The organism is Pseudomonas sp. PDM14, assembly GCF_014851905.1.
In the GTDB taxonomy this organism is placed as follows: domain Bacteria; phylum Pseudomonadota; class Gammaproteobacteria; order Pseudomonadales; family Pseudomonadaceae; genus Aquipseudomonas.
This window is the reverse complement of record NZ_JACVAQ010000001.1, coordinates 488,297-513,284: the sequence shown is the minus strand read 5'-3', so window position 1 is coordinate 513,284 and position 24,988 is coordinate 488,297. Positions and strand designations below refer to the sequence as shown.

Genomic DNA, 24,988 nt, shown 5'->3' with positions numbered 1-24,988 from the left:
ATCGGTGGCGGGCGGGGCTGCGTCGATGTCAGGAGAAAGGGATTGACGAGTTCGGAGACGAGCGCCAGGCGGGCGCGCACCATGTCCCAGTTGCTGCGGCTGGTCTGGCCGTTCGCGCTGGTGATCGTACTGCAGGCGCTCTTGGCCGGCGGCAGCCTGTACCTGCTGTCGGCGGTGCGCGCCTATGTCGGCGGCGAGAGCCTGTGGTCGAAAGGGCAGAAGGATGCCATCCACTACCTGCGCCTGTACGCACGCAGCCAGAACCCCGAGCATTTCAAACGCTACCAGGACGCCATCGCCGTGCCCATGGGTGACCACGCCTTTCGCGTGGCCATGGACCAGCGCCCGCCAAACCTGGAGGCCGCCCGCGCCGGCATCCTGCAGGGGCGCAATCACCCGGATGATGTCGAGGCGATGATCTGGCTGTACGCCAACTTCAGCCAGCTCAGCTACCTGCAGCGCGCCATCGAACGCTGGACCATCGGCGACCAGTACATCTTCGCCCTCACCGACCTGGCGCAGGAGCTGCAGACCAGCATCGCCACCCAGCCGTTGACCCCCGAGCAACTGGCCGACTGGCAGGCACGCATCGAGCAGATCAACCTCGGCGTGTCGCCGGCTGCCGAGGCGTTCTCGCGGATTCTCGGCGAGGCCTCGCGCGAGGTGCTGCGCCTGCTGATGCTGCTCAACCTGCTCACTGCCGCGTTGCTGATCGGCCTTGCGGTGCTGCGCACGCGCAAGCTGCTGATCCAGCGCGAGCAGGCCGATCACGCCCTGGAAACCGAGAAACTGCGCGCCCAGGTGACGCTGGCGGCGATCGGCGATGCGGTGATCAGCCTCGATCAGGACGGCCGCGTCGCCTACATGAACCCGACCGCCGAGCAGCTCACCGGCTGCAGCGTCGAGCAGGCGCGCGGGCAGGAATTCGAGGCGCTGTTCTCGATCATCGACGAGCAGCCGGGCGAGACCCACGAACCGCTGTTGCAGGCGATCCTCGCCGGGCACAGCCGTAGCCTGTGCGACCACACCAAGCTGATCGTACGCCCGGACGGCAGCTCGGTGGCGGTCAACCTGGTCGGCACGCCGATCCTCAGCGACGGCCAGGTCAGCGGCGCGGTGATGGTGCTGCACGACATGACCCGCGAGCGGCAATTCGTCGCCAGCCTGTCCTGGCAGGCCAGCCACGACGCGCTGACCGGGCTGCTCAACCGCCGCGAGTTCGAGTACCGCGTCTCGCAACTGCTCGAGCGCCTGCAGCACGAGCACCGGCGCCATGCGCTGATGTTCCTCGACCTCGACCAGTTCAAGGTGGTCAACGACACCAGCGGCCACGCCGCTGGCGACGAGCTGCTGCGCCAGGTCTGCGCTGAATTGCAGGCGCACCTGCGCGAGGGCGATACCCTGGCGCGGCTCGGTGGCGACGAGTTCGGCGTGATTCTGGAAAACTGCCCGGCCGATGCCGCCGAGCGTATTGCCGAGGCCTTGCGGCGCTCGGTCGAAGCGCTGCGCTTCGTCTGGAACGGGCGCCCGTTCGCCATCAGCGTCAGCGTCGGCCTGGTGCAGGTCAGCGAGGGCCACAGCACCCTGGAGGCGCTGCTGCGCACTGCTGACATGGCCTGCTACTCGGCCAAGGAGAAAGGCCGCAACCGCGTGCATGCCTACCAGCCGGACGACAGCGAGCTGTCCCAGCGCGTCGGTGAAATGACCTGGGTGCAGCGCATCCATACCGCGCTGCAGGAAAACCATTTCTGCCTCTACGCCCAGCGCATCCTCGCCCTGGGTGCGGACCAGGACGACCTGCACCTGGAGATTCTCCTGCGCCTGCGCGACGAGGGCGGCGAGCTGATCGGCCCCGGCAGTTTCATCCCGGCCGCCGAGCGCTACGGGCTGATGCACATGATCGACCGCTGGGTGCTGCGCAACACTTTGCAGGCTCTGGCCAGGCAACGTGACACTGGCGACCTGCCAACGCGGCTGACCTGCGCCATCAACCTCTCTGGGGCAAGTATCGGCGATGCCAATTTCCTCGACTTCATCCGCGAGCAACTGACCAGCCAGGGCATCCCCGCGCAGATGATCTGCTTCGAGATCACCGAGACCACGGCGATCACCAACCTGGCCGACGCCACGCGTTTCATCAACGAGCTGAAGAGCCTCGGCTGCCGCTTCTCGCTGGACGATTTCTGCGCCGGCATGTCCTCGTTCATGTACCTCAAGCACCTGCCGGTGGACTACCTGAAGATCGACGGCAGCTTCGTCCGCGACATGCTGCACAACCCCATCGACCGGGCCATGGTCGAGGCGATCAACCACATCGGCCACGTCATGGGCAAAGCCACCATCGCCGAGTTCGTCGAGACCGAGGCGGTGCTGCAGGCCCTGCGCGAAATCGGCATCGATTACGCCCAGGGCTACGTGATCGCCCGCCCGCAGCCGTTCGACCTGGCGGTCTACCGAGAGCTGGCAGAACTGACGCCGCAGGCGCGTTAGTCGGCCTGCGGGAGGAAGATGATCTTCTCGCAGCTGCCGGCATTGACCGCTTCGTAGGCCTTCACCCCCTGGCACAGGGGTATCTCGAGCAACCCTTCGGGCAGCGGCAGGCGGCCTTCGTCGAAGAAGGCGCCGAAGTGTTCGAGCATGCGCGCGCACTGCAGGGTGTCGTAGAGCAGTGAGTTGACCCCGACCAGCGAACCGCCGCGGCGATACAGGGCCAGTGCTGGCAGTTGCACCTGGCCGTCGACCGGCGCGGCGATGATGGCGATGCGGCCGAAGTCGGCCAGCGCGGCAACGGCTGGCGGCAGCCAGAAACCGGTGGTGTCGAAGATCACCTCGGCGCCCTCGGGAAACACCTCGCGCACTTGTGCGCCGAGTCGCTCCGGTTGCTCCAGCAGCAGGCACGGCGTGCCGCTGGCGAGCAGTTTGCGGTGCAGCTCGGGGCGCCGCACGGCGGCCAGTACCTCGGCGCCGAGCGCCCTGCCCAGGGCGATGGCGGCGTGGCCGACGGCGCCGTTGCCACCGATCACCAGCAGGCGCGTGCCGTTGCCGACCTGGCTGCGCTGCAGGGCGTCCCAGGCGGTGGTGTAGGGCACGCCGAGCGCGGCGGCCTGGCTGAAGCCGAGCGCCGCCGGTTTGCGCGCGACGCCGGCGGCGGGCAGGGTCAGGTAGGCGGCGTGGCTGCCGTCGCGGCTGAAGCCTAGGCCGCGACCGGTGCCCCACACCGCCTGGCCAAGCAGGTGCTGCGGCCCTTCGACGACCACGCCGGCGAAGTCGCGGCCCGGCACGCGCGGCAGGGTGGTGTAGGGAAAGCGCCCGAGCACGTTCTTCACGTCGCTGGGGTTGAGCCCGGCGGCGTGCACTTCGACCAGCACGTCATCGGCGCCGGGTACTGGGCGTGGCAGCTCGACGTGGCGGAGGGCGGCGAGGTCGCCGGTGTGGGAAAACTGCAGGGCCTGCATGGCGTTGTCCTTGTGCGGAAAAGGGGAGGCTCGGTCAGCCCAGCCAGTGGCCGAGCACCTGGCGGCCGGCGGGCAGCAACTGCTCGCCCAGCTGCATGCCGAGCAGGCCGACCAGGGCGATGGCGGGCGGTGCCGGTGAGCGCACGTCGAGCAGCGCATAGAGCGCGCCGACGGCCAGGCCGATGAGCAGGGAAACGAGGTAGTGCATGGGCGTGTCCGGGTGGTAACCGATGGCGCGCAGTCTATGGCGGGCACGCCGGGGCTATCGGCCAAGCACTTCTGTCTATCGGTCAGCTGCCGGCGCGGTAGGCCGAGGGCGTCATGCCCAGTTCACGGCGAAACATGTCACTGAAGCTGGCCGGCTGATAGCCCAGTTCGCGGGCGATACGACTGACCGGCACACCCTGGATCAACGCGGCCGCCGCCGTGGCCAGCTGCACCTGGCGGCGCCACTCGGCGAAGCCCATGCCCAGCTCGCGCAGCAGCAGGCGCGACAGGGTGCGCACGCTGGCGCCGGCATCGGCGGCGTGTTGCTCGAAGGAGATCGCCAGCGACGGAGCGGCCATCACCGCCTGGCACAGGTGCAGCAGGCGGCGGTCGGCGCCGTCGGGCAGCGACACGCGCAACTGCGAGCGGCGTGCGCGGTGCAGCTCCTGCACGGTCAGTTCGGCCAGGGCGGTGTAGTAGGCGGGGTCGCTCTGGCGTTCCTGTTCGACCAGCGCCAGCACCAGTTCGCGCAGCAACGGACGCACCTCGAACACCTGCACCTCGCTGGCCAGCGACTGCGCCAGTTGTGGGCGCAGATAGATGTTGCGCATCTCCAGCTCGGAGACCACGCGAATGCCGTGGACCACGCCGGGTGGCAGCCACACGCCACGCTGCGGCGGTACCAGCAGGGCCTCGCCCGGAGTTTCCACCCACATGATCCCGGACATGGCGTAGAGCAGCTGGCCCCATTCGTGCTCGTGCGGCTCGATGTACAGGCCACGCGGGTAGCTGCGGGCGAGGGCTCGCAGGGGCACCTCGGTGTTGCTCAGGTCGGGGGGAACGGCGCGGGCCATGGTCGTCGGTTTGTCGGCAGAAGCGGGTAAAGAGGCGATGGTAGCCGCCGCGCGGCGTGGCGGCGATACCTTGCCTGGCAGGCTGCTGCACCACCTCGTAAAGAATGCGTTACGCATGGCCGGCGTTCATGGGTGGTGGCGTGGCGCTGTAAGGGAAATTTGCCGGTCGCGACCTGCCTGCCAGGTGCCGAGCGGTGGCGGGCGGCTTGTTGCCGACGGCCGTGCAGGGGAGATTGAAGCCAGCGAATCTGCGGCCTCGGGCCTGCAGCAGGCACCCCACGCTAGCCATCCCTACAACAACAACGAGGAGGCGCAATGAACGCCGTGGCCAAGATCGAACAACACAATCCCATCGGCACCGACGGCTTCGAGTTCGTCGAATTCACTGCCCCCAGCGCCGAGGGCATCCAGCAGCTGCGCGCGCTGTTCAGCGCCATGGGCTTCACCGAAACCGCCAAGCACCGCTCCAAGGAGGTCTGGCTGTTCCAGCAGCACGGCATCAACATCGTGCTCAACGGCAGCCCCACCGGCCACGTGCGCGCCTTCGGCGAGAAGCACGGGCCGAGCGCCTGCGCCATGGCCTTCCGGGTGAAGAACGCCGCCCAGGCCGCCGCCTACGTCGAGTCCCAGGGCGCGACCCTGGTCGGCAGCCACGCCAACTTCGGCGAATTGAACATTCCCTGCGTCGAGGGTATCGGCGGCTCCTTGCTGTACCTGGTCGACCGGTATCCGGACGAGAGCGGTGGCAAGAGCATCTACGACGTCGACTTCGAGTACATCGAAGGCCGCGGGCCGAACGACAACGCGGTCGGCCTGCAGCTGATCGACCACCTCACGCACAACGTCAAGCGCGGGCAGATGGATGTCTGGTCCGGCTTCTACGAGCGCATCGCCGGCTTTCGCGAGATCCGCTACTTCGACATCGAAGGCAAGCTCACCGGCCTGTTCTCCCGCGCCATGACCGCGCCGTGCGGCAAGATCCGCATCCCGATCAACGAGTCGGCCGACGACAAGTCGCAGATCGAGGAATTCATCCGCGAGTACCACGGCGAGGGCATCCAGCACATCGCCCTGTCCACCGACGACATCTACGCAACGGTGCGCAAGCTGCGCGCCAACGGCGTGGACTTCATGACCACGCCGGACACCTATTATGAAAAGGTCGACAGCCGCGTGGCCGGCCACGGCGAGCCCCTGGCGCAACTGCGCGAACTGAACCTGCTGATCGATGGTGCGCCGGGCGTCGGCACGCCGGGCGTCGATACGTCGGAGGACGACGGCATCCTGCTGCAGATCTTCACCAACACGGTGATCGGCCCGATCTTCTTCGAGATCATCCAGCGCAAGGGCAACCAGGGCTTCGGCGAAGGCAACTTCAAGGCGCTGTTCGAATCCATCGAGGAGGATCAGGTACGGCGTGGCGTGATCGCCGAGGACTGAGCCGTAGGGTGGGTGACGTGTGGTTCATCCGCCGCTGTCGGGGGAAAACCCTTCGCGGTTTTCCACGGGGTGGCCGTCCACGGGGTGGCCATCCGCCCTACGCATCCTGAGCGCCATGACGAGGAGATACACATGAGCCGGAAATGGATCAGCTTTCCCCTACGCGAGGGCGACTGTTCGCGTCAGGCGCATTGCGATTTTCCGCAGGACACCTACGAGCGCGAGATGGGCCGCGAGGGCTTCTTCGGCCCGGTGACCCACCTACACCACAAGCACCCGCCCACCGGCTGGGTCGACTGGCAGGGGCCGCTGCGCCCGCACGCGTTCAACTTCAACGCCATCGCCAGCGAACGCGACTGCCCGTTGCAGGCGCCGCTGACGCTGCACAACGCCGACGTGCAGCTGCGTATCTGGAAGACTAACGGCGCCATGCGCCACCTGGTGCGCAACAGCGACGGTGACGAGCTGCTGTTCGTCCACGAGGGCGCCGGGCATTTCTACTGCGACTTCGGCCACCTCGAGTACCGCGACGGCGACTACCTGATGATCCCGCGCGGCACCGCTTGGCGCATCGAGGCCACGCAGCCGACCTTCATGCTGCTGATCGAGAACAGCGACGGCGCCTACATGCTGCCGGACAAGGGCCTGCTCGGTCCGCAGGCGATCTTCGACCCGGCGGTACTCGACCATCCGCGCCTCGACGAGGCGTTCAAGGCGCAGCAGGACGAGAACCCCTGGCAGGTGCGGATCAAGCGGCGCAACCAGATCAGCACCGTGACCTTTCCCTACAACCCGCTGGACGTGGTCGGCTGGCACGGCGACAACACCGTGGTACGCCTCAACTGGCGCGACATCCGCCCGCTGATGAGCCACCGCTACCACCTGCCGCCATCGGCGCACACCACCTTCGTCGCCAATGGCTTCGTCGTCTGCACCTTCACCCCGCGCCCGGTCGAGTCTGATCCCGGTGCGCTCAAGGTGCCGTTCTTCCACAACAACGACGACTACGACGAGGTGTTGTTCTACCACCGGGGCAACTTCTTCAGCCGCGACAACATCGAACAGGGGATGGTGACGTTTCATCCCTGTGGTTTCCCCCATGGCCCGCATCCGAAGGCGCTGAAGAAGGCCCAGGTTGACCCGGCGACCTTCATCGACGAGGTGGCGGTGATGATCGACACCCGCCGCGCGCTGGAGGTTGGCGAAGCCGCGGCCGGGGTGGAGGTGGCCGAGTATGTGAACTCGTGGCGGGCGCCAGGCAAACAAGGCTGAACCTGCATGTGTAGGAGCCAGCTTACTGGCGATCGCATGCCACGTTGATCGCCAGCAAGCTGGCTCCTACAGACGTCTCTGAACTGACGGAATCCAATTATGAAACTCGCATCACTGAATCAAGGCCGCGACGGCGTGCTGCTGGTGGTTTCCCGCGACCTGAGCCGGGCGGTCAAGGTGCCGCAGATCGCCGCGACCCTGCAGGCCGCGCTGGATGACTGGTCGATCAAGGGCCCGCATCTGGAGGCCATGTACCAGCGCCTCAACGACGGCCTCTGCGAGGACGCCTTCGTCTTCGACCAACGCGACTGCCACAGCCCGTTGCCGCGGGCCTATCACTGGGCCGATGGCAGTGCCTACGTCAACCACGTCGAGCTGGTGCGCAAGGCGCGTGGCGCGGAAATGCCGGAGAGCTTCTGGCACGACCCGCTGATGTACCAGGGCGGCGCGGACAGTTTCATCCCGCCGCACAGCCCGATCCAGCTTGGTGACGAAGCCTGGGGTATCGACCTGGAGGCCGAGCTGGCGGTGATCACCGACGACGTGCCGATGGGCGCCAGCGCTGCCGAGGCGGCCGGGCACATTCGCCTGCTGATGCTGGTCAACGACGTGTCGCTGCGCAACCTGATCCCCGGTGAGCTGGCCAAGGGCTTCGGCTTTTACCAGAGCAAGCCATCGTCGAGCTTCTCGCCGGTGGCGGTGACCCCGGACGAGCTGGGCGAGGCCTGGAAGGATGGCAAGGTGCACCGGCCGCTGGTGTCGCATATCAACGCGCAGCTGTTCGGCCAGCCGGACGCCGGCACCGACATGACCTTCAATTTCCCGACCCTGGTCGCCCATGCGGCCAAGACCCGGCCACTGGGCAGCGGCACCATCATCGGCTCGGGCACCGTGTCCAACTATGACCGCAGCGCCGGCTCCTCCTGCCTGGCGGAGAAACGCATGCTGGAGATCGTCGAGCAGGGCGAGGCGCGCACGCCGTTTCTGAAGTTCGGCGACCGGGTGCGCATCGAGATGTTCGATGCCGCCGACGAGAGCATCTTCGGCGCCATCGACCAGGTTGTGCAGAAGTACCAGCGGTAGCATGAGGCAGCTTAGCGATACCTATCGGTGGTGGTGTACGCGGCGATTGATCGTTCCCACGCTCCGCGTGGGAGTGCAGACCTGGGCGCTCCGGCGCCTGCTCGTGCTTTGCGCGGAGCGTCACAGGATGGGCCCCCACGCAGAGCGTGGGAACCATCAGTTCAGGCGCGCCTCAATGCTGGTTTCCCCGGGGTGGCCATCCACCCTACGCGTTCCCTGAAGGAGCCACGTCCATGTTGACCCTATACGGCTACTGGCGCTCCAGCGCCGCCTACCGTGTACGCATCGCCCTCAACCTCAAGGGCCTGGGCTACCGCCAGGTACCGGTGCACCTGGTCAAGGATGGCGGGCAGCAGCACGCCCCGGAGTACCTCGCGCTCAATCCCCAGGGCCTGCTGCCGCTGCTGGTCGACGAGGTCAATGACGGCGTGCGCATCGCCCAGTCGCTGGCGATTCTCGAATACCTGGACGAGGTCTTCCCGGTGCCGGCACTGCTGCCGTCCGACCCGGCGCAGCGGGCCCAGGTGCGCGCGCTGGCGCTGCACATCGCCTGCGATATCCACCCGCTGAACAACCTGCGCGTGCTGCAGTACCTGTCCGCCGAGCTCGGTGTGGCCGACGCGGCCAAGGGTGACTGGTACCGGCACTGGGTGGCCACTGGCCTGGCGGCAGTCGAGCAGGGCCTGGCGGCGCTGCCCGGTCGCCTGTCGCTGGGTGAGCGTCCGGGTTATCTGGAAGCCTGTCTGATTCCACAGGTGTACAATGCGCGGCGTTTTAACTGTGACCTCCATGCGTATCCGCGCATTCTCGATATTGCCGCCCGCTGTGAACCCCTCGCTGCCTTCGCCCAGGCGGCTCCGGAGGTGCAGGCAGACGCGCAGTAACGTAACGGCTTATCAGCCTTGCATTCCGCAGCGCCACAAGCGCGGCGGGTCCGATCCCGTCACAGATAAAAACAAATAGGTGACGTTCAATGACGCGTGAAACGCTGCACACCGGCCCGCTCACCCGCGGCCTGAAAAATCGCCATATCCAGCTGATCGCCCTCGGTGGCGCCATCGGCACCGGTCTGTTCCTCGGCTCGGCCGGGGTCATGCAATCGGCCGGTCCATCGATGATCCTCGGTTACGCCATCGGTGGCTTCATCGCCTTCCTGATCATGCGCCAGCTCGGCGAGATGATCGTCGAGGAGCCCGTCGCCGGCTCCTTCAGCCACTTCGCCCACGCCTACTGGGGCCCGTTCGCCGGCTTCCTCTCCGGCTGGAACTACTGGGTGCTCTACGTGCTGGTCGGCATGGCTGAACTCACCGCGGTGGGCAAGTACGTGCAGTACTGGTGGCCGGAAATCCCCACCTGGGCCACCGCCGCGGTGTTCTTCATCCTGATCAACGCGATCAACCTGACCAACGTCAAAGCCTTCGGCGAGGCCGAGTTCTGGTTCGCCATCATCAAGGTGGTGGCGATCATCGGCATGATCCTGATCGGCGGCTACCTGCTGATCAGCGGCGCCGGCGGCGAGCAGGCCTCGATCAGCAACCTGTGGAGCCACGGCGGGTTCTTCCCCAACGGCATCACCGGGCTGGTGATGATGATGGCGATCATCATGTTCTCCTTCGGTGGCCTGGAGCTGGTCGGCATCACTGCCGCCGAGGCCGCCGAGCCGAAGAAGGTGATTCCCAAGGCCATCAACCAGGTGGTCTACCGCATCCTGATCTTCTACATCGGTGCGCTGACCATCCTGCTCTCGCTGTACCCGTGGGACAGCCTGGTTGCCACGCTGAACGCCGGCGGCGACTCCTACGGCAGCAGCCCGTTCGTGCAGATCTTCTCGTTGATCGGCAGCGACACCGCGGCGCACATCCTCAACTTCGTCGTGCTCACCGCCGCGCTGTCGGTCTACAACAGCTGCGTGTACTGCAACAGCCGCATGCTCTACGGCCTGGCCGACCAGGGCAACGCGCCGAAGTCGCTGCTCAAGGTCGACAAGCGCGGCGTGCCGGTGCTGGCGATCTTCTCCTCGGCGGTGGTCACGCTGCTCTGCGTGGCGGTCAACTACCTGCTGCCGAAAAGCGCCCTGGAGCTGCTGATGTCGCTGGTGGTCGCGGCGCTGGTGATCAACTGGGCGATGATCAGCCTGGCCCACCTGAAATTCCGCAAGGCCATGGCCGCCAAGGGTGTGGACACCAGCTTCAAGGCCTTCTGGTTCCCGTTCGCCAACTACCTGTGCCTGGCGTTCGTGGTGTTCATCCTCGGCGTGATGCTGTTCATCGACGGCATCCGCATGTCGGTCTACGCGATTCCGCTGTGGCTGCTGTTCATCTGGGCCTGCTACCGGATCAAACAGTCGAGCGCGGCGGTGCCAGTGGGAACCTCGGCCAGCTGATGGTTGCGCGCTGAATGAAAAAGCCCGGCTGATGCCGGGCTTTTTCTTGGGAAACTGGTGCGCGCGGCGCACCCTGCCAAAACAGGCTGCGTCTCAGGTCTGAAACTGCAGCACCGAACTCTGCATGCTGCGCGCCACGCGGTCCAGGTGGCGGGCGGCGTCGGCCAGCTCGTTCACCGTGCGGGTGTTCTGCTGCGCCATCTGGGCGATCTGCTCGACGCGCTGGGCCACTTCGTTGCTGGCCTTGCTCTGCTCGCCGATGGTGTGGGAAATCTCCTCGACCACTTCGGCGGCGCGGTGCGCGCCACCGCGGATCTCGTTGATCGACTCGCCCGCCTGGCGCGCCAGGCCGACACCGTCGTTCACCCGCGTCACCCCGGTCTGCATGCTCTGCACGGCCTGCTCGGTGCTGGAGCGGATGCGCTCGATCATGCCGGTGATTTCCTGGGTCGACTGCGCGGTGCGCAAAGCCAGGTTGCGCACCTCGTCGGCAACCACGGCAAAGCCGCGCCCGGCCTCGCCGGCACGCGCGGCTTCGATGGCGGCGTTGAGGGCGAGCAGGTTGGTCTGCTCTGCGATGCTCTTGATTACCTGGATGATCGAATGGATTTCCTCGGACGACTGACCCAGCGCGGTGATGGTCGCCGAGGACTGGTTGACCGCGTCGGCGATGCGGCTCATGCCTTCGACCACGCCGAGAATCACCTGACCACCGCTGCCGGCCAGCTGTTCGGATTGCGCGGAGATGTCCTTGGCGTTGCTCGCGTGGTCGGCGATCTGGGCGATGTTCTGGATCATCTGCTCCATCGCCGCGGCCATGCTGGTGGCACTGTCGGACTGGTCGCTGGAGCCCTGCACGATGGTTTGCGAGGCGCTGTTGAGGTGCTGCGCGGTGCGCTGCAACTGCTCGCTCTCGCTGCGGATGCCGTCGATCATCTGGCGCAGGTTGCCCTGCATGTCGGCCAGGGCCTTCTGCAGCTGGCCGGCCTCGTCGTTGCTGTCGACACTGATGCTGTTGCGCAGGTTGCCCTGGGCGATGGCCCGCGCTGCCGCCACGGTTTTCTCCAGCGGCCGCAGTACGGCGTGCATCAGCTGGGTGGTGAGCAGGCAGAGCAGGATGCAGACGAAGACGATGCCGCCGATCAGCAGCCAGGCGGCCTGGCGTACCGCCGTTTCACCGGCGCTGCGGGTACTTGCTGCGTGCGCCTCGATCAGTTCGCTGAGGGCCTCGTTGCGTTCTTCCAGTTCGCCGAAGCTCTGGTCGAAGGCGGGGATTTCGCTGCGCGCGGCCTGTGGGTCGGCCAGGGCCAGGTCGACCAGGCGTTCGGCCTGGCCGATGTAGGCGGTGAGCGCCGGCTGCGAGTCGGCGATGGCCTTGCGGATGCCGGCGCTGAGCGGCAGCTTGGCGTTGTCGCCGAGGGTGCGCTGGAACCACTCGCTGTGCTCCTTGAGGTCGCTGCGCACCTGGCTGGCGGCGGTGCTGTCACCGGGCTCGACAACGAACGCGGCGAGCACGTCGGCGCGCAGGGCGTCGTGCATCATGTCGCCTTCGAGGTGGTTGCGCAGGGCGCTGACGCTCAGCTCGTTCTCGGCCAGGGCACTGGCCAGACGGGTCTGGCCCCAGAAGCCGATGCCGCCGAGCAGGGTCGCCGCGAGCACGCTGATGGCGCCGCTGGCGATCATTTTTTGCCGAATGTTCATGCCGAACTCTCACTGCCGCGTAGGGTACGGCTTAGCCTAGTTCAGCGATGGCAATGGCACGAATGCCGCGCCACCGGGTGGTGGCGCGCAGGCGTCGGCTCAGGGAATCGTGCGCAGGGCGGTGGCCCATTGCTGCAGGGAGATGGTCTGGCGTTCGTCCCAGATGCGCAGCCACAGCGCATGCAGGTGCTGCAGGTCGCCGCGCGAGAACGGCAGGCGCTGCACCGGGTTGAACACCTGCCAGCGGCCTTCGCGCTGTTCGGCGAAGACGAAGCGGAACGGGTGGAAGCCGGTCATGCCCAGGCGCAGGTCGGTGACCAGCAGCTGCGCGCCGACCTGGTCGTAGCGCAGCACGCCCTGGGTGAACCAGAACAGCCGCTGGTACTGCGGCGATGCCTGCAGTGTCTCGGCCAGGGCGGTGCCGCGTGGCAGGCGTTCCAGGTGCGGCGGCTCACGGTCGAACCAGCCGGTGAGCGCTTCGTGATAATCCTCGCCATCGATCACCACCACCCGCCAGAGCAGGCTGTTGAACGGCGTGGGGGCGCTGAACACCTGCTCGGCCTTGATTCCTTCGCGCGCGGCCAGGGCTTCCACGCGCTCCTCGGCCATCCACTTGCCGGCGACGGTGAAGGCCAGGTACAGGCTCGACAGGCCCAGGGCGATGGCTGGCAAGCGCGCACGTTTGCCGTACAGGCCGCTGAACAGCGCGATACCGACCGCCAGCAACAGGGGCACGGTGTAGAGCGGGTCGATGATGAACACCGTCGACCAAGCGATCGGCGCCGTCGCCAGCGGCCAGAACAACTGCGTACCGTAGCTGGTGAAGGCATCCAGCAGCGGGTGGGTGATCAGTACCAGCCAGAGGGTGAGGAACAGGCGTTGCGTCGAGTAGCCAGGGTGCGGGCGGAAACGCCGCGCCAGCCAGGTCAGCAGAAAGGCCAGGCTGGTGAGGACGAACAGCGAGTGGCTGAAACCGCGGTGGAAGGTCATGTCCCAGACGGCGTCGCCGTAGTCCATCAGCACGTCCATGTCCGGCACGGTGGCCAGCAGGGCGCCGTAGAGCAGGGCGCGGCGGCCCTGCCAGCGGCCGAGGAGGGAGCCCTGAATGGTGGCGCCAAGTACTGCCTGGGTGATCGAGTCCATCTGCGCGCTCGTCTGTTTGCGAAGGCGCCTACGTTACCGCCGTGGCGCGGACGCGGGCAGTGCACAAATTCCGACTAAAAATTTCAGCGGCCTGTCGATTCTGCCTACGCTGCTTCGACTATTCAGTGAAAGGCCGCCATGCGCCGTGGCGGCCGCCCGTGAGGTAAGGAGAGCACGATGCGTTTCATGGTGTTAGTCAAAGCCACCGCCGAGTCCGAAGCCGGCGAGATGCCCAGCGAAGAGCTGTTGACCGCAATGGGTCGCTACAACGAGGAATTGATCGCCGCCGGCGTGATGCAGGCCGGCGAGGGCCTGCACCCGAGCGCGAAGGGCGTGCGCGTGCGTTTCGCTGGCGAGCAGCGCAGTGTCATCGACGGGCCGTTCGCCGAAACCAAGGAGCTGGTCGCCGGCTACTGGATCTTCGAGGTCGCCTCGCTGGCCGAGTGCGTCGAGTGGGTCAAGCGCTGCCCCAACCCGATGCCGAGCGAGTCGGAAATCGAGATCCGGCAGATCTACAGTGCCGAGGATTTCGGTGAGGAGTTCACCCCGCAGTTGCGCGCCCAGGAAGAGCGCCTGCGCGAGAAGCTGAGCGAAAAATGAGGAGCGCCACACGATGAAGATCCACGCCTACCTGATATTCGACGGCAATTGCGCCGAGGCTTTTACCTTCTACGCGCAGTGCCTGGGCGGCGCCGCGAGCATCATGCCGGTCAGCGAAAACGCCGAATGTGCCGGTATGTTTCCTGCCGACCAGCACCACCGCACGTTGCACGCCTGCCTGACGCTGGGCGACCAGTTGCTGATGGGTTCCGACACGTTGGGTGATCAGCCGTATGACGGCATCAAGGGCTGCCATGTGTCGATCCAGGTCGGCAGCATCGCCGAGGCGGAGCGGGTGTTCGCTGCGCTGTCAGCAGGTGGCGAGGTGCAGATGGCGCTGGAGAAGACCTTCTGGGCCGTGCGCTTCGGCATGCTCAAGGACCGCTTCGGCGTGCCGTGGATGATCAACTGCGAAGCCGACAACGCCTCGGCCTGATCAGGCGGACAGGTCCTCGCGGTAGGCGCAGCTGCCATCGCAGGTGCCCGGGCAGCTGCAGCCGGTGCGGCTGCGGGCCGTGGCGCGCTCCATGCGCCGCGCCACGTCGGGGTCGTCGGCGAACGGTTGCATCGTCGCCTCGTCCAGGTGCCGCCGGCTCTTGCCGGCCAGGCACAGCTGCACGGCGCAGAAGAACAGTGCGGCGCAGAGGAAGAACCAGAGATCACCCGGCATGTGCCGCTCCTCGCCGCTAGCCGATCTGGCCGAGCAGGCGGTACTCGGCCGGGCGCGCGGCCCGCACGGTACGCCAGGTGTTCCAGGCCATCAGCAGCATGCCGACGAGGAAGAACAGACCACCCGCCAGGCGTACCACGTAACCGATGTGGCTGGCCTGCAGCGACTCGACGAACGAGTAGGTGAGCGTGCCGTCCTCGTTCACCGCGCGCCACATCAGGCCCTGGGTGATGCCGTTGACCCACATCGAGGCGATGTACAGCACGGTGCCGATGGTCGCGAGCCAGAAGTGCGCGTTGATCAGGGCAATGCTGTGCATCTGCTCGCGGCCGTAGACCTTGGGAATCATGTGGTACAGCGAGCCGAAGGTGATCATCGCCACCCAGCCCAGTGCCCCGGCATGCACGTGGCCGATGGTCCAGTCGGTGTAGTGGGAGAGGGCGTTGACGGTCTTGATCGCCATCATCGGCCCCTCGAAGGTCGACATGCCGTAGAACGCCAGGGACACCACGAGAAAGCGCAGGATCGGGTCGCTGCGCAGCTTATGCCAGGCACCGGAGAGGGTCATCATGCCGTTGACCATGCCGCCCCAGCTCGGCGCCAGAAGTATGATCGACATGGCCATGCCGAGGGACTGCGCCCAGTCCGGCAGCGCGGTGTAGTGCAGGTGGTGCGGGCCGGCCCAGATGTACAGGGTGATCAGCGCCCAGAAGTGCACGATCGACAGGCGATAGGAGTAGACCGGGCGATCGACCTGCTTGGGCACGAAGTAATACATCATCCCGAGGAAACCGGTGGTGAGGAAGAAGCCCACCGCGTTGTGCCCGTACCACCACTGCACCATGGCGTCGGTGGCGCCGGAGTAGATCGGGTAGGACTTGAACCAGCTCACCGGGATCGCCAGGTGGTTGACCACATGGAGCATGGCGATGACCAGGATGAAGGCGCCGAAGAACCAGTTGCCGACATAGATGTGCCGGGTTTTGCGCCGCGTCAGCGTGGCGAAGAAGACGATGGCGTAGGCGACCCAGACGATGGCCATGCCGATGGCGCCGGTGAATTCGATCTCGGCGTATTCCTTGGTCGTGGTGTAGCCCAGCGGCAGGGTGATCAGCAGTGTGACGATCACCGCCTGCCAGCCCCAGAAGGTGAACGCGGCCAGGTTGTCGTAGGCCAGGCGCGTCTGGCAGGTGCGCTGCACCGCGTAGTAGCTGGCGGCGAACTGCGCGCTGCCGGCGAAGCCGAAGATCACCAGGCCGGTGTGCAGCGGGCGCAGGCGGCCGAAGCTGGTCCACGGCAGGTTGAGGTTGAGTGCCGGCCACACCAGCTGCGAGGCGATGAACACGCCCATGGCCATGCCGACCACGCCCCAGACCACGGTCATGATGGCGAACTGGCGGACCACCTTGTAGTTGTAGGCGGGTGCTGAAACGGCTGAGTGCATGGGAACCCCGGCAGACGAATGCGATGCGAAACCCGGCTGGGTATCGGCGATGGCGCACTGTAGAAATCAGCGGGGAAACAAAACAGATTCAGACGTGAGTGTTTTATGCGGATCAGATGTGGCGGGGGATGCGCCGCGCTCGCCCTGTGCTGTCGCCTCGGCATGATATGCAGGCACTCTGCGGCCCTATCTGATCCCTGTTTGCCGGCGCCGGTACTGCTGAGCCGGTATGGCGAAAGGTGCAATCGGCGCAGGCCGTTTGCGCTGGTGCGCGGTATCCTGTGGCCCCGTTCTAGCCCGGTTGCCGCCATGCTGGTCATCTCCAACAGCATTCATCTGCCTGACGACGAAGTCGAACTCACCGCCATCCGCGCCCAGGGCGCCGGCGGGCAGAACGTCAACAAGGTGTCGAGCGCCGTGCACCTGCGCTTCGACAGCCAGGCCTCGTCGCTACCGCCGTTCTACAAGGAACGCCTGCTGGCGCTGCGTGACAGCCGCATCACCGCCGATGGCGTGGTGATCATCAAGGCCCAGCAATACCGCACCCAGGAGCAGAACCGCGCCGACGCCCTGGAGCGCCTCGGCGAGCTGATCCGCGCCGCCGGCAAGACCGAGAAGGCGCGCCGCCCGACCAAGCCGACGCTGGGTTCGAAGACGCGGCGCCTGGAAGGCAAGAGCAAGCGCGGGGCGATCAAGGCCGGGCGCGGCAAGGTGGATTTCTAGAGGGTTTTCGCCCCGGCCGGACAGTTCGTCGGCAGGCTGGGTAGCCAATTGCCACTGCGCGAGCGGCCTGTGTATAAACCTTGCATCGATATTTCTTCGCAACCAGCCACGCACGCTGTTTCTCGGCGGCATGCGGACCCCGTTGCAGGGCCGGTGATGGTGATGAATCAGGAGAGCCGCGGTGAGTGACACGAACAAGGCGGTAACGGACAGCGCGGTGTACAAGACCCTGCTGGAGTCGACCAAGGCGATCCCGTGGAAGATCGACTGGAAGACCATGACCTTCGCCTATATCGGCCCGCAGATCGAGACGCTGCTGGGCTGGACCCAGGACAGCTGGATCAGCGCCAACGACTGGGCCGAGCGCATGCACGCGGAAGACCGTGACAGGGTGGTCAATTTCTGCGTGTCGCAGTCGCAGTCCGGCATCGACCACGAGGCCGATTACCGCGCCCTGACCAAGGACGGCCGCTACGTGTGGATTCGCGACGTGGTGCATGTGATGCGCGACGCCAATGGCGAGGTCGATTCGCTGATCGGCTTCATGTTCGACATCAGTGAGCGCAAGCAGACCGAGGAGCAGCTGATCCGTCTGCAGAAGGAGCTGGAGGAGTATTCCTACAAGGACGGCCTCACCGGCATCAACAACCGGCGCATGTTCGACTCGATCATGGACATCGAATGGGCCAACGCCCAGCGCACCCAGCGGCCGCTGTCGCTGATCCTCCTCGATATCGATTTCTTCAAGCAGTACAACGATCACTACGGGCACATTCGTGGCGACGATTGCCTCAAGCGCGTTGGCCAGGCGCTGACCCAGGCGGCGACGCGGCCACGGGATTTTCTCGCGCGCTTCGGCGGCGAGGAGTTCGTGCTGGTGCTGCCGGAAACCGACGAGAAGTCGGCGAAGAAGATTGCCGAGCGCTGCCGCCGGGCGATCCGCAAGCAGCAGATCGTCCATGAGCACTCCACCGTGGCGCAGATCCTTACCATCAGCCTGGGCGTCGGCACGCTGATCCCGGCGCCGCACAGCGCGCCGCTGGCCTTCATCGATGCGGTGGATCGCCTGCTGTACAAGGCCAAGCAGGGCGGGCGGGATCGCCTGGAATACGCGCGTTGCCTGCCCGATCAGCTGATCTTGCGTGGCGACCAGGCCTTTCTGTAAGCCTCAGGCGCTGACAGCGGCAATCGCCGCCGCCAGTTGTGCCAGGCGGCGTTCGTCGATGCCGGCGACATTGGCCCGCCCCGTGCCGACCATGTACACACTGAACTCGTCGCGCAGGCGCTGCACCTGCTGCGGGCTCAGGCCGGTGTAGGAGAACATGCCGCGCTGGGCGCCAATGTGGGCGAAGCGCTCGGCCAGGCCGAACGGTTGCAGCGCCTGCACCAGGCCCTGGCGCAGGTCGGCGATGCGCTGGCGCATCATGTCCAGTTCTTCGACCCACACCCCACGCAGCTCGGCGTCAGCGAGAATCGTCGCGACCACCTCGGCGCCATGGGCGGGCGGCGTCGACCACAGGTTGCGGGCGAGGGCGGCGAGTTGGCTGCGCACGTCGAGCAGTTTCTCGCTGTCGCCGGCCTGCACGATCAGCGCGCCGGTGCGTTCGCGGTAGAGGCCGAAGTTCTTCGAGCAGGAGCTGGTGATCAGCAGTTCCGGCAGGGCCTCGGCGAACAGGCGCACGGCCCAGGCGTCCTGCTCCAGGCCGTCGCCGAAACCCTGGTAGGCGAAGTCGATCAGCGGCAGCAGCTCGCGTGCCTGCACCACCTGCAGCACCTGGCGCCAGTCGTCCTGGCTGAGGTCGAAGCCGGTCGGGTTGTGGCAGCAGGCGTGCAGCAGCACCACGTCACCCGCGGGCACCTGCTGCAGCGCACTGAGCATGGCCTCGACGTCGAGGCGGTTATCCGGGCCGACGTAGGGGTAGTGGCCGACGCGCAGGCCGCAGGTGGCGAAGATGCTCTGGTGGATCGGCCAGGTCGGATTGCTCAGCCAGATGCCGCGCCCGCGCAGATTGTGCGCGATGAACTCGCCGGCCAGGCGCAGTGCGCCGGTGCCGCCGGGCGTCTGCGTGGCGCCGGCACGTTCGGCGGCGAGCAGCGGCGAGGCGGCGCCGAGCACCAGATGCAGCAACCCGGTGCCGAACGCCGGGTCACCGTGGCCGCTGGTGTAGCTCTTGCTGGTTTGCCGATCCACCAGGCGCTGCTCGGCGAGCTTTACCGCATGGGGAATCGGGGTCAGGCCTTGCGTGTCTTTGTACACGCCCACGCCAAGGTCGAACTTGGCCGGGTTGGGGTCGAGGCGGTAAGCGTCCATCAGCCCGAGGATCGGGTCGCCCGGCACCCGCTCGATGGCGGCGAAGTGGCTCACTTGCGGCCCTCCGCAGCCTGCGCGGCGACATCGGTGCGCGCGGCCATGATGAAGTCGTTGCGGTGCAGGCCCTTCATCTCGTGGCTCCACCAGGTCACGGTGACCTTGCCCCACTCGGTGAGCAGCGCCGGGTGATGGCCGACCTCTTCGGCCAGCGCGCCGACGGCATTGGTGAAGGCCAGGGCATGGCGGAAGGTCCTGAACAGAAAGACCCGCTCCAGCTCCATGTGGCCGTCGCGCACCTCGATGTTCCAGTCGGGAATCTGCTTGATCAGCGTTGCCAGTTCTTCTTCGGAAACGTGGGGCGCATCGGCGCGGCAGGCTTCGCATTGGGCTTGGGCAAGGGACATCAGGGTTCTCCAGGGATCAAGGGTCAGGCCGCGCGGGGCGGGAATTTCGGTGCGTGCAGGCCCATCTGCATGGCCTGGCGGACCATGCCCATGATGTCTTCCTGGGCCAGGTCGAACAGCCGCTTGAGCTGCGGCAGCACGAAATACAGTGGTTGCAGGATATCGATGCGATACGGGGTACGCATGGCTTCGAGTGGATCGAAGCGCTGGTGTTCCGGTTCGTCCGACAGGCTGTAGAGCGTTTCCTTCGGCGAGGAGAGGATGCCGCCGCCATAGATGCGCCGGCCCTGGCTGGTGTCGACCAGGCCGAATTCGATGGTCATCCAGTACAGCCGCGCCAGGTACACGCGTTCTTCCTTGCTCGCCTGCAGGCCGAGTTTGCCGTAGGTGTGGGTAAAGGCGGCGAACCAGGGGTTGGTCAGCAGTGGGCAGTGGCCGAAAATCTCGTGGAAGATGTCCGGCTCCTGCAGGTAGTCCAGTTCCTGGCGCGTACGGATGAACGTGGCCACCGGAAACTGCTGGCTGGCGAGCAGCTCGAAGAAAGTCTGGAAGGGGATCAGTGCCGGTACCCGCGCCACCCGCCAGCCGGTGCTGGCCTGCAATACGCGGTTGATCTCGCCCAGCTGCGGGATTCGATCATGCGGCAAGCCGAGCTGGTCGATGCCGTCCAGGTACTCCTGACAGGCGCGGCCTTCGATCACCTTGAGCTGGCGGGTGATCAAGGTGTTCCACACTTCGTGCTCGGCCTCGGGGTAGTCGATAAAGCCTTCGGCATCGGGCTCGCGGGCCAGGTAGTGCGTGGTTTTCATTCGGCCTCCTGGGCGGGGCTTTTGTTGTTGTCGTGTGCCTATCGATACCGCGGATGCCGGCATGGTTGCAGGGGCGACAGGGCAAAGCGGGGACGATGCAAAGGGGGATTCTGTAAAGCAGGGCTTACGCCGCTTGGAAGGTGGCGATGAATCGCCTTGCTGGTGCGCAATTTCGTCACATATTCTTGACGGAAATAACGGCCGCCTTGCGAAAAAACGGCCGTCGACCCTCTCCAACTACAACATCGGGTCTCCCATGCGCATCAAGATTCATTGCCAGAACCGTGTCGGCATCCTGCGCGACATCCTCCAGTTGCTGGTCGACTACGGCATCAACGTGGCCCGCGGCGAAGTGGGCGGCGAGCAGGGCAACGCCATCTACCTGCACTGCCCGAACCTGATCAACCTGCAGTTCCAGGCCCTGCGTCCGAAGCTGGAAAGCGTGCCGGGCGTGTTCGGCGTCAAGCGCGTCGGCCTGATGCCCAGCGAGCGGCGTCACCTGGAACTCAACGCGCTGCTCGGCGCGCTGGAGTTCCCCGTACTGTCCATCGACATGGCCGGCAGCATCGTCGCCGCCAACCGTGCCGCCGCCCAACTGCTCGGCGTGCGTGTGGACGAGGTGCCGGGGATTGCGCTGTCGCGCTATGCCGAGGACTTCGACCTGCCGGAGCTGGTGCGCGCCAACAAGTCGCGGATCAACGGCCTGCGGGTGAAGATCAAGGGCGACGTGTTCCTTGCCGACATCGCCCCGCTGCAGACCGAACACGAAGAGAGCGACGCCATGGCCGGCGCGGTGCTGACCCTGCACCGCGCCGACCGCATCGGCGAGCGCATCTACCACGTGCGCAAGCAGGAGCTGCGCGGCTTCGACAGCATCTTCCAGAGCTCGAAAGTGATGGCGGCGGTGGTGCGCGAGGCGCGGCGCATGGCGCCACTGGACGCGCCGCTGCTGATCGAGGGCGAAACCGGCACCGGCAAGGAGCTGCTCGCCCGCGCCTGCCACCTGGCCAGCCCGCGCGGGCAGTCGCCGTTCATGGCGCTGAATTGCGCCGGCCTGCCGGAGTCCATGGCCGAGACCGAGTTGTTCGGCTACGGCCCCGGCGCCTTTGAAGGCGCGCGGCCGGAGGGCAAGCTCGGCCTGTTGGAGCTGACCGCCGGCGGCACGCTGTTCCTCGATGGCGTCGGTGAGATGAGCCCGCGCCTGCAGGCCAAGTTGCTGCGCTTCCTGCAGGACGGCTGCTTCCGCCGCGTCGGCAGCGACGAGGAGGTGTACCTGGACGTGCGGGTGATCTGCGCGACCCAGGTCGACCTCTCCGAACTGTGCGCCAAGGGCGAGTTTCGCCAGGACCTCTATCACCGCCTCAACGTGCTGAGCCTGCACATCCCGCCGCTGCGCGAATGCCTGGATGGCCTGGCGCCGCTGGTCGAGCACTTCCTCGACCAGGCCAGCCGGCAGATCGGTTGCCCGCTGCCGAAGCTGGCGCCGCAGGCACTGGAGCGTCTCGGCCATTACCATTGGCCGGGCAACGTGCGCCAGCTGGAAAACGTGCTGTTCCAGGCCGTCTCGCTGTGCGAGGGCGGCACGGTGAAGCCCGCGCACATTCGCCTGCCGGACTACGGCGCGCCGCAGCCGCTCGGCGAGTTCTCGGTGGAGGGCGGCCTGGACGAGATCCTCGGTCGCTTCGAGAAAGCCGTGCTGGAGCGCCTCTATCACGACCACCCGAGCAGCCGCCTGCTGGGCAAGCGTCTGGGCGTGTCGCACACCACCATCGCCAACAAGTTGCGCCAGCACGGCCTGAGTAAAGAGTGACCGACGGTCTACGACCTTGGTGCAATGGTGGAGGGTGGGGCGAGAGGGGAGAATTCGTGGCGTCCGGCTCCTGCGAATCCCGGACTGGTTTCAACATTCCTCCCCCGGAATGAATTGGTAGGCGACCTCAATGGGTCGCCTTTTTTTTGCCCGCAGAAAACCCAGGTGCGGGTGCCCTGCCGGGGGCGAGATGCTTGCCCCTGGCATGACGAACAGACGCGCCGAGCGGCCCCGCGCAACGCCCGCGTGAAGCCGCGCAAGGCTTGAAAACCGGGCCTCCGACCATGGTCGTAGAGCGGTAAGACCATGGTCGAATGGCCCTATGGGGTGTCGGGGGATACAAAAGGCACCATACAAAAACAACTGTTCGTCGAGGTAATAACCATGAGCGCTGCTCCCCTCTATCCGGTCCGTCCCGAGGTGGTCGCCCAAACGCTGACCGACGAGGCCACCTACAAGGCCATGTACCAGCAGTCGGTGATCAACCCCGACGGTTTCTGGCGCGAGCAGGCTCAGCGCATCGACTGGATCAAGCCGTTCAGCAAGGTCAAGCAGACCTCCTTCGACGACCACCATGTCGACATCAAATGGTTCGCCGACGGCACCCTCAACGTCTCGGCCAACTGCCTGGACCGTCACCTGGAAACCCGTGGCGACCAGCTTGCCATCATCTGGGAAGGCGACGACCCGTCCGAGCACAAGGAAATCACCTACCGCGAACTGCACGAGCAGGTGTGCAAGTTCGCCAACGCCCTGCGTGGCCAGGACGTGCACCGCGGCGACGTGGTGACCATCTACATGCCGATGATCCCCGAAGCCGTGGTGGCCATGCTGGCCTGTGCGCGTATTGGTGCCATCCATTCCGTGGTGTTCGGCGGCTTCTCGCCGGAAGCCCTGGCCGGGCGCATCATCGACTGCAAGTCGAAAGTGGTGATTACCGCGGACGAAGGCCTGCGCGGCGGCAAGAAGACCCCGCTGAAAGCCAACGTCGATGACGCGCTGACCAACCCGGAAACCAGCAGCATCCAGAAGGTCATCGTGTGCAAGCGCACCGGTTCGCCGATCAAGTGGAACCAGCACCGCGACATCTGGTTCGAGGACCTGATGAAGGTGGCCGGCAGCGTCTGCGCGCCGAAGGAAATGGGCGCCGAGGAAGCGCTGTTCATCCTCTACACCTCCGGTTCCACCGGCAAGCCCAAGGGCGTGCTGCACACCACCGGCGGTTACCTGGTGTACGCCGCGCTGACCCACGAGCGCGTGTTCGACTACAAGCCGGGCGAGGTCTACTGGTGCACCGCCGACGTCGGCTGGGTCACCGGCCACAGCTACATCGTCTACGGCCCGCTGGCCAATGGCGCGACCACGCTGCTGTTCGAAGGCATCCCGAACTACCCGGACGTGACCCGTGTCGCCAAGATCATCGACAAGCACAAGGTCAACATCCTCTACACGGCGCCAACCGCGATTCGCGCCATGATGGCCCAGGGCAAGGCGGCGGTGGAGGGGGCCGATGGCTCCAGTCTGCGTCTGCTCGGTTCGGTGGGTGAGCCGATCAACCCGGAAGCCTGGCACTGGTACCACGAGAACGTCGGCCAGAGCCGCTGCCCGATCGTCGACACCTGGTGGCAGACCGAGACCGGTGGTGTGCTGATCAGCCCGCTGCCGGGCGCCACCGCCCTCAAGCCGGGCTCGGCGACCCGTCCGTTCTTCGGCGTGCAGCCGGCGCTGGTGGACAACCTGGGCAACCTGATCGAGGGTGCCGCCGAAGGCAACCTGGTGATCATCGACTCCTGGCCGGGCCAGGCGCGCAGCCTGTATGGCGACCATGACCGCTTCGTCGACACCTATTTCAAGACCTTCAAGGGCATGTACTTCACCGGTGACGGCGCCCGTCGCGATGAGGACGGCTACTGGTGGATCACCGGTCGCGTGGACGACGTGCTCAACGTCTCCGGCCACCGCATGGGTACCGCCGAGATCGAAAGCGCCATGGTCGCTCACCCACGTGTCGCCGAGGCTGCCGTGGTCGGCGTGCCGCACGACATCAAGGGCCAGGGCATCTATGTCTACGTGACCCTGAACAGCGGCGACGAACCGTCCGAGCAGCTGCGTCAGGAACTGAAGAACTGGGTCCGCAAGGAAATCGGCCCGATCGCCTCGCCGGATGTCATCCAGTGGGCGCCGGGGCTGCCTAAGACCCGCTCGGGCAAGATCATGCGCCGCATTCTGCGCAAGATCGCCACCGGCGAGTACGACTCGCTCGGTGATATCTCCACGCTGGCCGATCCTGGCGTGGTGCAACATCTCGTAGAGACACACCGCACCATGCAGGTCGCCTAACCGGCCCTGTGCTCCACCCCACGAACCCCGGCCATGAGCCGGGGTTTGTTTTTTGCGTAACAGATCGCGGTAACGCCGCTGCCCGACGCCGGGGCGTGAGGAAACGAAATGCCACCTAGCGGTGCGCAATGAGGGGTTTCTGAAAACAAGTTTTGGTGCTGAATGGCCGAGATAGAGCGGTTTGAATTTTTGTGGCGTGGTTATTGCTTTTGTACTGGGTTGACGATTTTATCCCTCTGGTCATGTTTGTCGTGGCCTGTCAAGATCCCCCTCGCCTGTCTCCTGCGCTTCTGTAACTTGTTGTCGCTTTGAAGAAATATCGCGCCACCCTCGCTCGCT

General features: G+C 65.9%; 23 protein-coding genes and 1 pseudogene. 13 read left to right on the top strand and 11 right to left on the bottom strand.

Translation table 11 applies throughout. The features are described 5' to 3' along the window. Positions 1–81: 81 nt before the first annotated feature. Entirely contained in the window at positions 82–2,490 is a 2,409-nt protein-coding gene (locus IB229_RS02285) for an EAL domain-containing protein (RefSeq protein ID WP_192324536.1), read from the top strand. On the opposite strand, the gene IB229_RS02280 is transcribed toward IB229_RS02285, so the two are convergent. The 3 genes from IB229_RS02280 to IB229_RS02270 form a co-directional block, all read right to left on the bottom strand. Then, positions 2,487–3,455 (bottom strand): quinone oxidoreductase family protein, encoded by a 969-nt coding sequence (locus IB229_RS02280; protein WP_192324534.1) that lies wholly within the window; start codon positions 3,453–3,455, stop codon positions 2,487–2,489. The genes IB229_RS02285 and IB229_RS02280 overlap by 4 nt on opposite strands. 34 nt (positions 3,456–3,489) lie before the next feature. Next, positions 3,490–3,663: a DUF1427 family protein gene (locus tag IB229_RS02275; protein ID WP_192324532.1), complete on the bottom strand. Its 174-nt coding sequence runs from the start codon at positions 3,661–3,663 to the stop codon at positions 3,490–3,492. An 82-nt stretch (positions 3,664–3,745) separates the two neighbouring features. After that, the gene (locus IB229_RS02270; protein ID WP_192324530.1) at positions 3,746–4,516 is read right to left on the bottom strand and encodes an AraC family transcriptional regulator; all 771 of its coding nucleotides are present in this window, start codon (positions 4,514–4,516) and stop codon (positions 3,746–3,748) included. Between IB229_RS02270 and IB229_RS02265 the strand changes: the two genes are divergently transcribed. The 6 genes from IB229_RS02265 (at position 4,515) to IB229_RS02240 (ending at position 10,694) form a co-directional block, all read left to right on the top strand. Next, positions 4,515–4,835, top strand: coding sequence for a hypothetical protein (locus tag IB229_RS02265; RefSeq protein WP_192324528.1), 321 nt, complete (start codon positions 4,515–4,517; stop codon positions 4,833–4,835). The genes IB229_RS02270 and IB229_RS02265 overlap by 2 nt on opposite strands. Continuing rightward, a complete protein-coding gene (gene hppD / locus IB229_RS02260; RefSeq protein ID WP_192324526.1) occupies positions 4,832–5,956 on the top strand; it encodes a 4-hydroxyphenylpyruvate dioxygenase in 1,125 nt (374 codons plus the stop codon). The genes IB229_RS02265 and hppD overlap by 4 nt, the downstream gene beginning before the upstream one ends. Positions 5,957–6,088: 132 nt before the next feature. Continuing rightward, the gene (locus IB229_RS02255; RefSeq protein ID WP_192324524.1) at positions 6,089–7,228 is read left to right on the top strand and encodes a homogentisate 1,2-dioxygenase; all 1,140 of its coding nucleotides are present in this window, start codon (positions 6,089–6,091) and stop codon (positions 7,226–7,228) included. A gap of 99 nt (positions 7,229–7,327) precedes the next feature. Continuing rightward, the gene (locus tag IB229_RS02250; RefSeq protein WP_192324522.1) at positions 7,328–8,311 is read left to right on the top strand and encodes a fumarylacetoacetate hydrolase family protein; all 984 of its coding nucleotides are present in this window, start codon (positions 7,328–7,330) and stop codon (positions 8,309–8,311) included. 233 nt (positions 8,312–8,544) lie between these two features. After that, a complete protein-coding gene (maiA, locus tag IB229_RS02245) occupies positions 8,545–9,195 on the top strand; it encodes a maleylacetoacetate isomerase (RefSeq protein ID WP_192324520.1) in 651 nt (216 codons plus the stop codon). Positions 9,196–9,284: 89 nt separating this feature from the next. Next, positions 9,285–10,694 carry an amino acid permease gene (locus IB229_RS02240; protein ID WP_192324518.1) on the top strand — a complete coding sequence of 470 codons (1,410 nt, stop codon included), beginning with the start codon at positions 9,285–9,287 and terminating at the stop codon, positions 10,692–10,694. A gap of 93 nt (positions 10,695–10,787) precedes the next feature. On the opposite strand, the gene IB229_RS22170 is transcribed toward IB229_RS02240, so the two are convergent. From IB229_RS22170 to IB229_RS02230, 3 genes and pseudogenes are all read right to left on the bottom strand, one after another. After that, a complete protein-coding gene (locus IB229_RS22170) occupies positions 10,788–11,501 on the bottom strand; it encodes a methyl-accepting chemotaxis protein (protein WP_412547782.1) in 714 nt (237 codons plus the stop codon). Between the two features lie 141 nt (positions 11,502–11,642). Continuing rightward, positions 11,643–11,783 (bottom strand): annotated as a pseudogene (locus IB229_RS22165) (HAMP domain-containing protein); the annotation flags it as partial. A 711-nt stretch (positions 11,784–12,494) separates the two neighbouring features. Next, positions 12,495–13,538, bottom strand: coding sequence for a metal-dependent hydrolase (locus tag IB229_RS02230; protein ID WP_192324514.1), 1,044 nt, complete (start codon positions 13,536–13,538; stop codon positions 12,495–12,497). Between the two features lie 177 nt (positions 13,539–13,715). On the opposite strand from IB229_RS02230, the gene IB229_RS02225 reads away from it, so the two are divergent. Then, a complete protein-coding gene (locus IB229_RS02225; RefSeq protein ID WP_192324513.1) occupies positions 13,716–14,138 on the top strand; it encodes a YciI family protein in 423 nt (140 codons plus the stop codon). A 13-nt stretch (positions 14,139–14,151) separates the two neighbouring features. After that, positions 14,152–14,574: a VOC family protein gene (locus tag IB229_RS02220; RefSeq protein ID WP_192324512.1), complete on the top strand. Its 423-nt coding sequence runs from the start codon at positions 14,152–14,154 to the stop codon at positions 14,572–14,574. Here IB229_RS02220 and IB229_RS02215 read toward each other — a convergent pair whose 3' ends face one another. Together IB229_RS02215 and ccoN are read right to left on the bottom strand one after the other, a co-directional pair. Continuing rightward, positions 14,575–14,808, bottom strand: coding sequence for a cbb3-type cytochrome c oxidase subunit 3 (locus IB229_RS02215; protein ID WP_192324511.1), 234 nt, complete (start codon positions 14,806–14,808; stop codon positions 14,575–14,577). It abuts the gene before it with no gap. Positions 14,809–14,824: 16 nt separating this feature from the next. After that, positions 14,825–16,252 (bottom strand): cytochrome-c oxidase, cbb3-type subunit I, encoded by a 1,428-nt coding sequence (gene ccoN, locus IB229_RS02210; RefSeq protein WP_192324510.1) that lies wholly within the window; start codon positions 16,250–16,252, stop codon positions 14,825–14,827. Positions 16,253–16,561: 309 nt separating this feature from the next. Between ccoN and arfB the strand changes: the two genes are divergently transcribed. Together arfB and IB229_RS02200 are read left to right on the top strand one after the other, a co-directional pair. Continuing rightward, positions 16,562–16,975 carry an alternative ribosome rescue aminoacyl-tRNA hydrolase ArfB gene (gene arfB / locus IB229_RS02205; RefSeq protein ID WP_192324509.1) on the top strand — a complete coding sequence of 138 codons (414 nt, stop codon included), beginning with the start codon at positions 16,562–16,564 and terminating at the stop codon, positions 16,973–16,975. Positions 16,976–17,156: 181 nt separating this feature from the next. Next, complete coding sequence (locus tag IB229_RS02200; protein ID WP_192324508.1) at positions 17,157–18,140, top strand: sensor domain-containing diguanylate cyclase; 984 nt, start codon at positions 17,157–17,159, stop codon at positions 18,138–18,140. A 3-nt stretch (positions 18,141–18,143) separates the two neighbouring features. Here IB229_RS02200 and IB229_RS02195 read toward each other — a convergent pair whose 3' ends face one another. From IB229_RS02195 to phhA, 3 genes are read right to left on the bottom strand one after another with little or no spacing between them, the layout of a single operon-like run. Further along, positions 18,144–19,340 (bottom strand): amino acid aminotransferase, encoded by a 1,197-nt coding sequence (locus tag IB229_RS02195; RefSeq protein ID WP_192324507.1) that lies wholly within the window; start codon positions 19,338–19,340, stop codon positions 18,144–18,146. Next, positions 19,337–19,693: a 4a-hydroxytetrahydrobiopterin dehydratase gene (locus tag IB229_RS02190; protein ID WP_192329199.1), complete on the bottom strand. Its 357-nt coding sequence runs from the start codon at positions 19,691–19,693 to the stop codon at positions 19,337–19,339. The genes IB229_RS02195 and IB229_RS02190 overlap by 4 nt, the downstream gene beginning before the upstream one ends. Before the next feature lie 20 nt (positions 19,694–19,713). After that, positions 19,714–20,499 (bottom strand): phenylalanine 4-monooxygenase, encoded by a 786-nt coding sequence (gene phhA / locus IB229_RS02185; RefSeq protein ID WP_192324506.1) that lies wholly within the window; start codon positions 20,497–20,499, stop codon positions 19,714–19,716. 256 nt (positions 20,500–20,755) lie between these two features. Between phhA and IB229_RS02180 the strand changes: the two genes are divergently transcribed. Both IB229_RS02180 and acs read left to right on the top strand, forming a co-directional pair. Further along, entirely contained in the window at positions 20,756–22,309 is a 1,554-nt protein-coding gene (locus tag IB229_RS02180; protein WP_192324505.1) for a sigma-54-dependent transcriptional regulator, read from the top strand. A 384-nt stretch (positions 22,310–22,693) separates the two neighbouring features. Further along, positions 22,694–24,649: an acetate--CoA ligase gene (acs, locus tag IB229_RS02175; RefSeq protein ID WP_192324504.1), complete on the top strand. Its 1,956-nt coding sequence runs from the start codon at positions 22,694–22,696 to the stop codon at positions 24,647–24,649. Positions 24,650–24,988: the final 339 nt, after the last annotated feature.

What these genes read in the sequence shown, in the direction of transcription:
- IB229_RS02250 (WP_192324522.1), top strand. Translation starts at nt 7,328, where the DNA reads ATGAAACTCGCATCACTGAATCAAGGCCGCGACGGCGTGCTGCTGGTG.
- hppD (WP_192324526.1), top strand. Translation starts at nt 4,832, where the DNA reads ATGAACGCCGTGGCCAAGATCGAACAACACAATCCCATCGGCACCGAC.
- IB229_RS02180 (WP_192324505.1), top strand. Translation starts at nt 20,756, where the DNA reads ATGCGCATCAAGATTCATTGCCAGAACCGTGTCGGCATCCTGCGCGAC.
- maiA (WP_192324520.1), top strand. Translation starts at nt 8,545, where the DNA reads ATGTTGACCCTATACGGCTACTGGCGCTCCAGCGCCGCCTACCGTGTA.
- IB229_RS02225 (WP_192324513.1), top strand. Translation starts at nt 13,716, where the DNA reads ATGCGTTTCATGGTGTTAGTCAAAGCCACCGCCGAGTCCGAAGCCGGC.
- IB229_RS02275 (WP_192324532.1), bottom strand. Translation starts at nt 3,663, where the DNA reads ATGCACTACCTCGTTTCCCTGCTCATCGGCCTGGCCGTCGGCGCGCTC.
- acs (WP_192324504.1), top strand. Translation starts at nt 22,694, where the DNA reads ATGAGCGCTGCTCCCCTCTATCCGGTCCGTCCCGAGGTGGTCGCCCAA.
- IB229_RS02280 (WP_192324534.1), bottom strand. Translation starts at nt 3,455, where the DNA reads ATGCAGGCCCTGCAGTTTTCCCACACCGGCGACCTCGCCGCCCTCCGC.
- arfB (WP_192324509.1), top strand. Translation starts at nt 16,562, where the DNA reads ATGCTGGTCATCTCCAACAGCATTCATCTGCCTGACGACGAAGTCGAA.
- phhA (WP_192324506.1), bottom strand. Translation starts at nt 20,499, where the DNA reads ATGAAAACCACGCACTACCTGGCCCGCGAGCCCGATGCCGAAGGCTTT.
- IB229_RS02265 (WP_192324528.1), top strand. Translation starts at nt 4,515, where the DNA reads ATGGTCGTCGGTTTGTCGGCAGAAGCGGGTAAAGAGGCGATGGTAGCC.
- IB229_RS02285 (WP_192324536.1), top strand. Translation starts at nt 82, where the DNA reads ATGTCCCAGTTGCTGCGGCTGGTCTGGCCGTTCGCGCTGGTGATCGTA.
- ccoN (WP_192324510.1), bottom strand. Translation starts at nt 16,252, where the DNA reads ATGCACTCAGCCGTTTCAGCACCCGCCTACAACTACAAGGTGGTCCGC.
- IB229_RS02240 (WP_192324518.1), top strand. Translation starts at nt 9,285, where the DNA reads ATGACGCGTGAAACGCTGCACACCGGCCCGCTCACCCGCGGCCTGAAA.
- IB229_RS02255 (WP_192324524.1), top strand. Translation starts at nt 6,089, where the DNA reads ATGAGCCGGAAATGGATCAGCTTTCCCCTACGCGAGGGCGACTGTTCG.
- IB229_RS02215 (WP_192324511.1), bottom strand. Translation starts at nt 14,808, where the DNA reads ATGCCGGGTGATCTCTGGTTCTTCCTCTGCGCCGCACTGTTCTTCTGC.
- IB229_RS02220 (WP_192324512.1), top strand. Translation starts at nt 14,152, where the DNA reads ATGAAGATCCACGCCTACCTGATATTCGACGGCAATTGCGCCGAGGCT.
- IB229_RS02270 (WP_192324530.1), bottom strand. Translation starts at nt 4,516, where the DNA reads ATGGCCCGCGCCGTTCCCCCCGACCTGAGCAACACCGAGGTGCCCCTG.
- IB229_RS22170 (WP_412547782.1), bottom strand. Translation starts at nt 11,501, where the DNA reads ATGGAGCAGATGATCCAGAACATCGCCCAGATCGCCGACCACGCGAGC.
- IB229_RS02230 (WP_192324514.1), bottom strand. Translation starts at nt 13,538, where the DNA reads ATGGACTCGATCACCCAGGCAGTACTTGGCGCCACCATTCAGGGCTCC.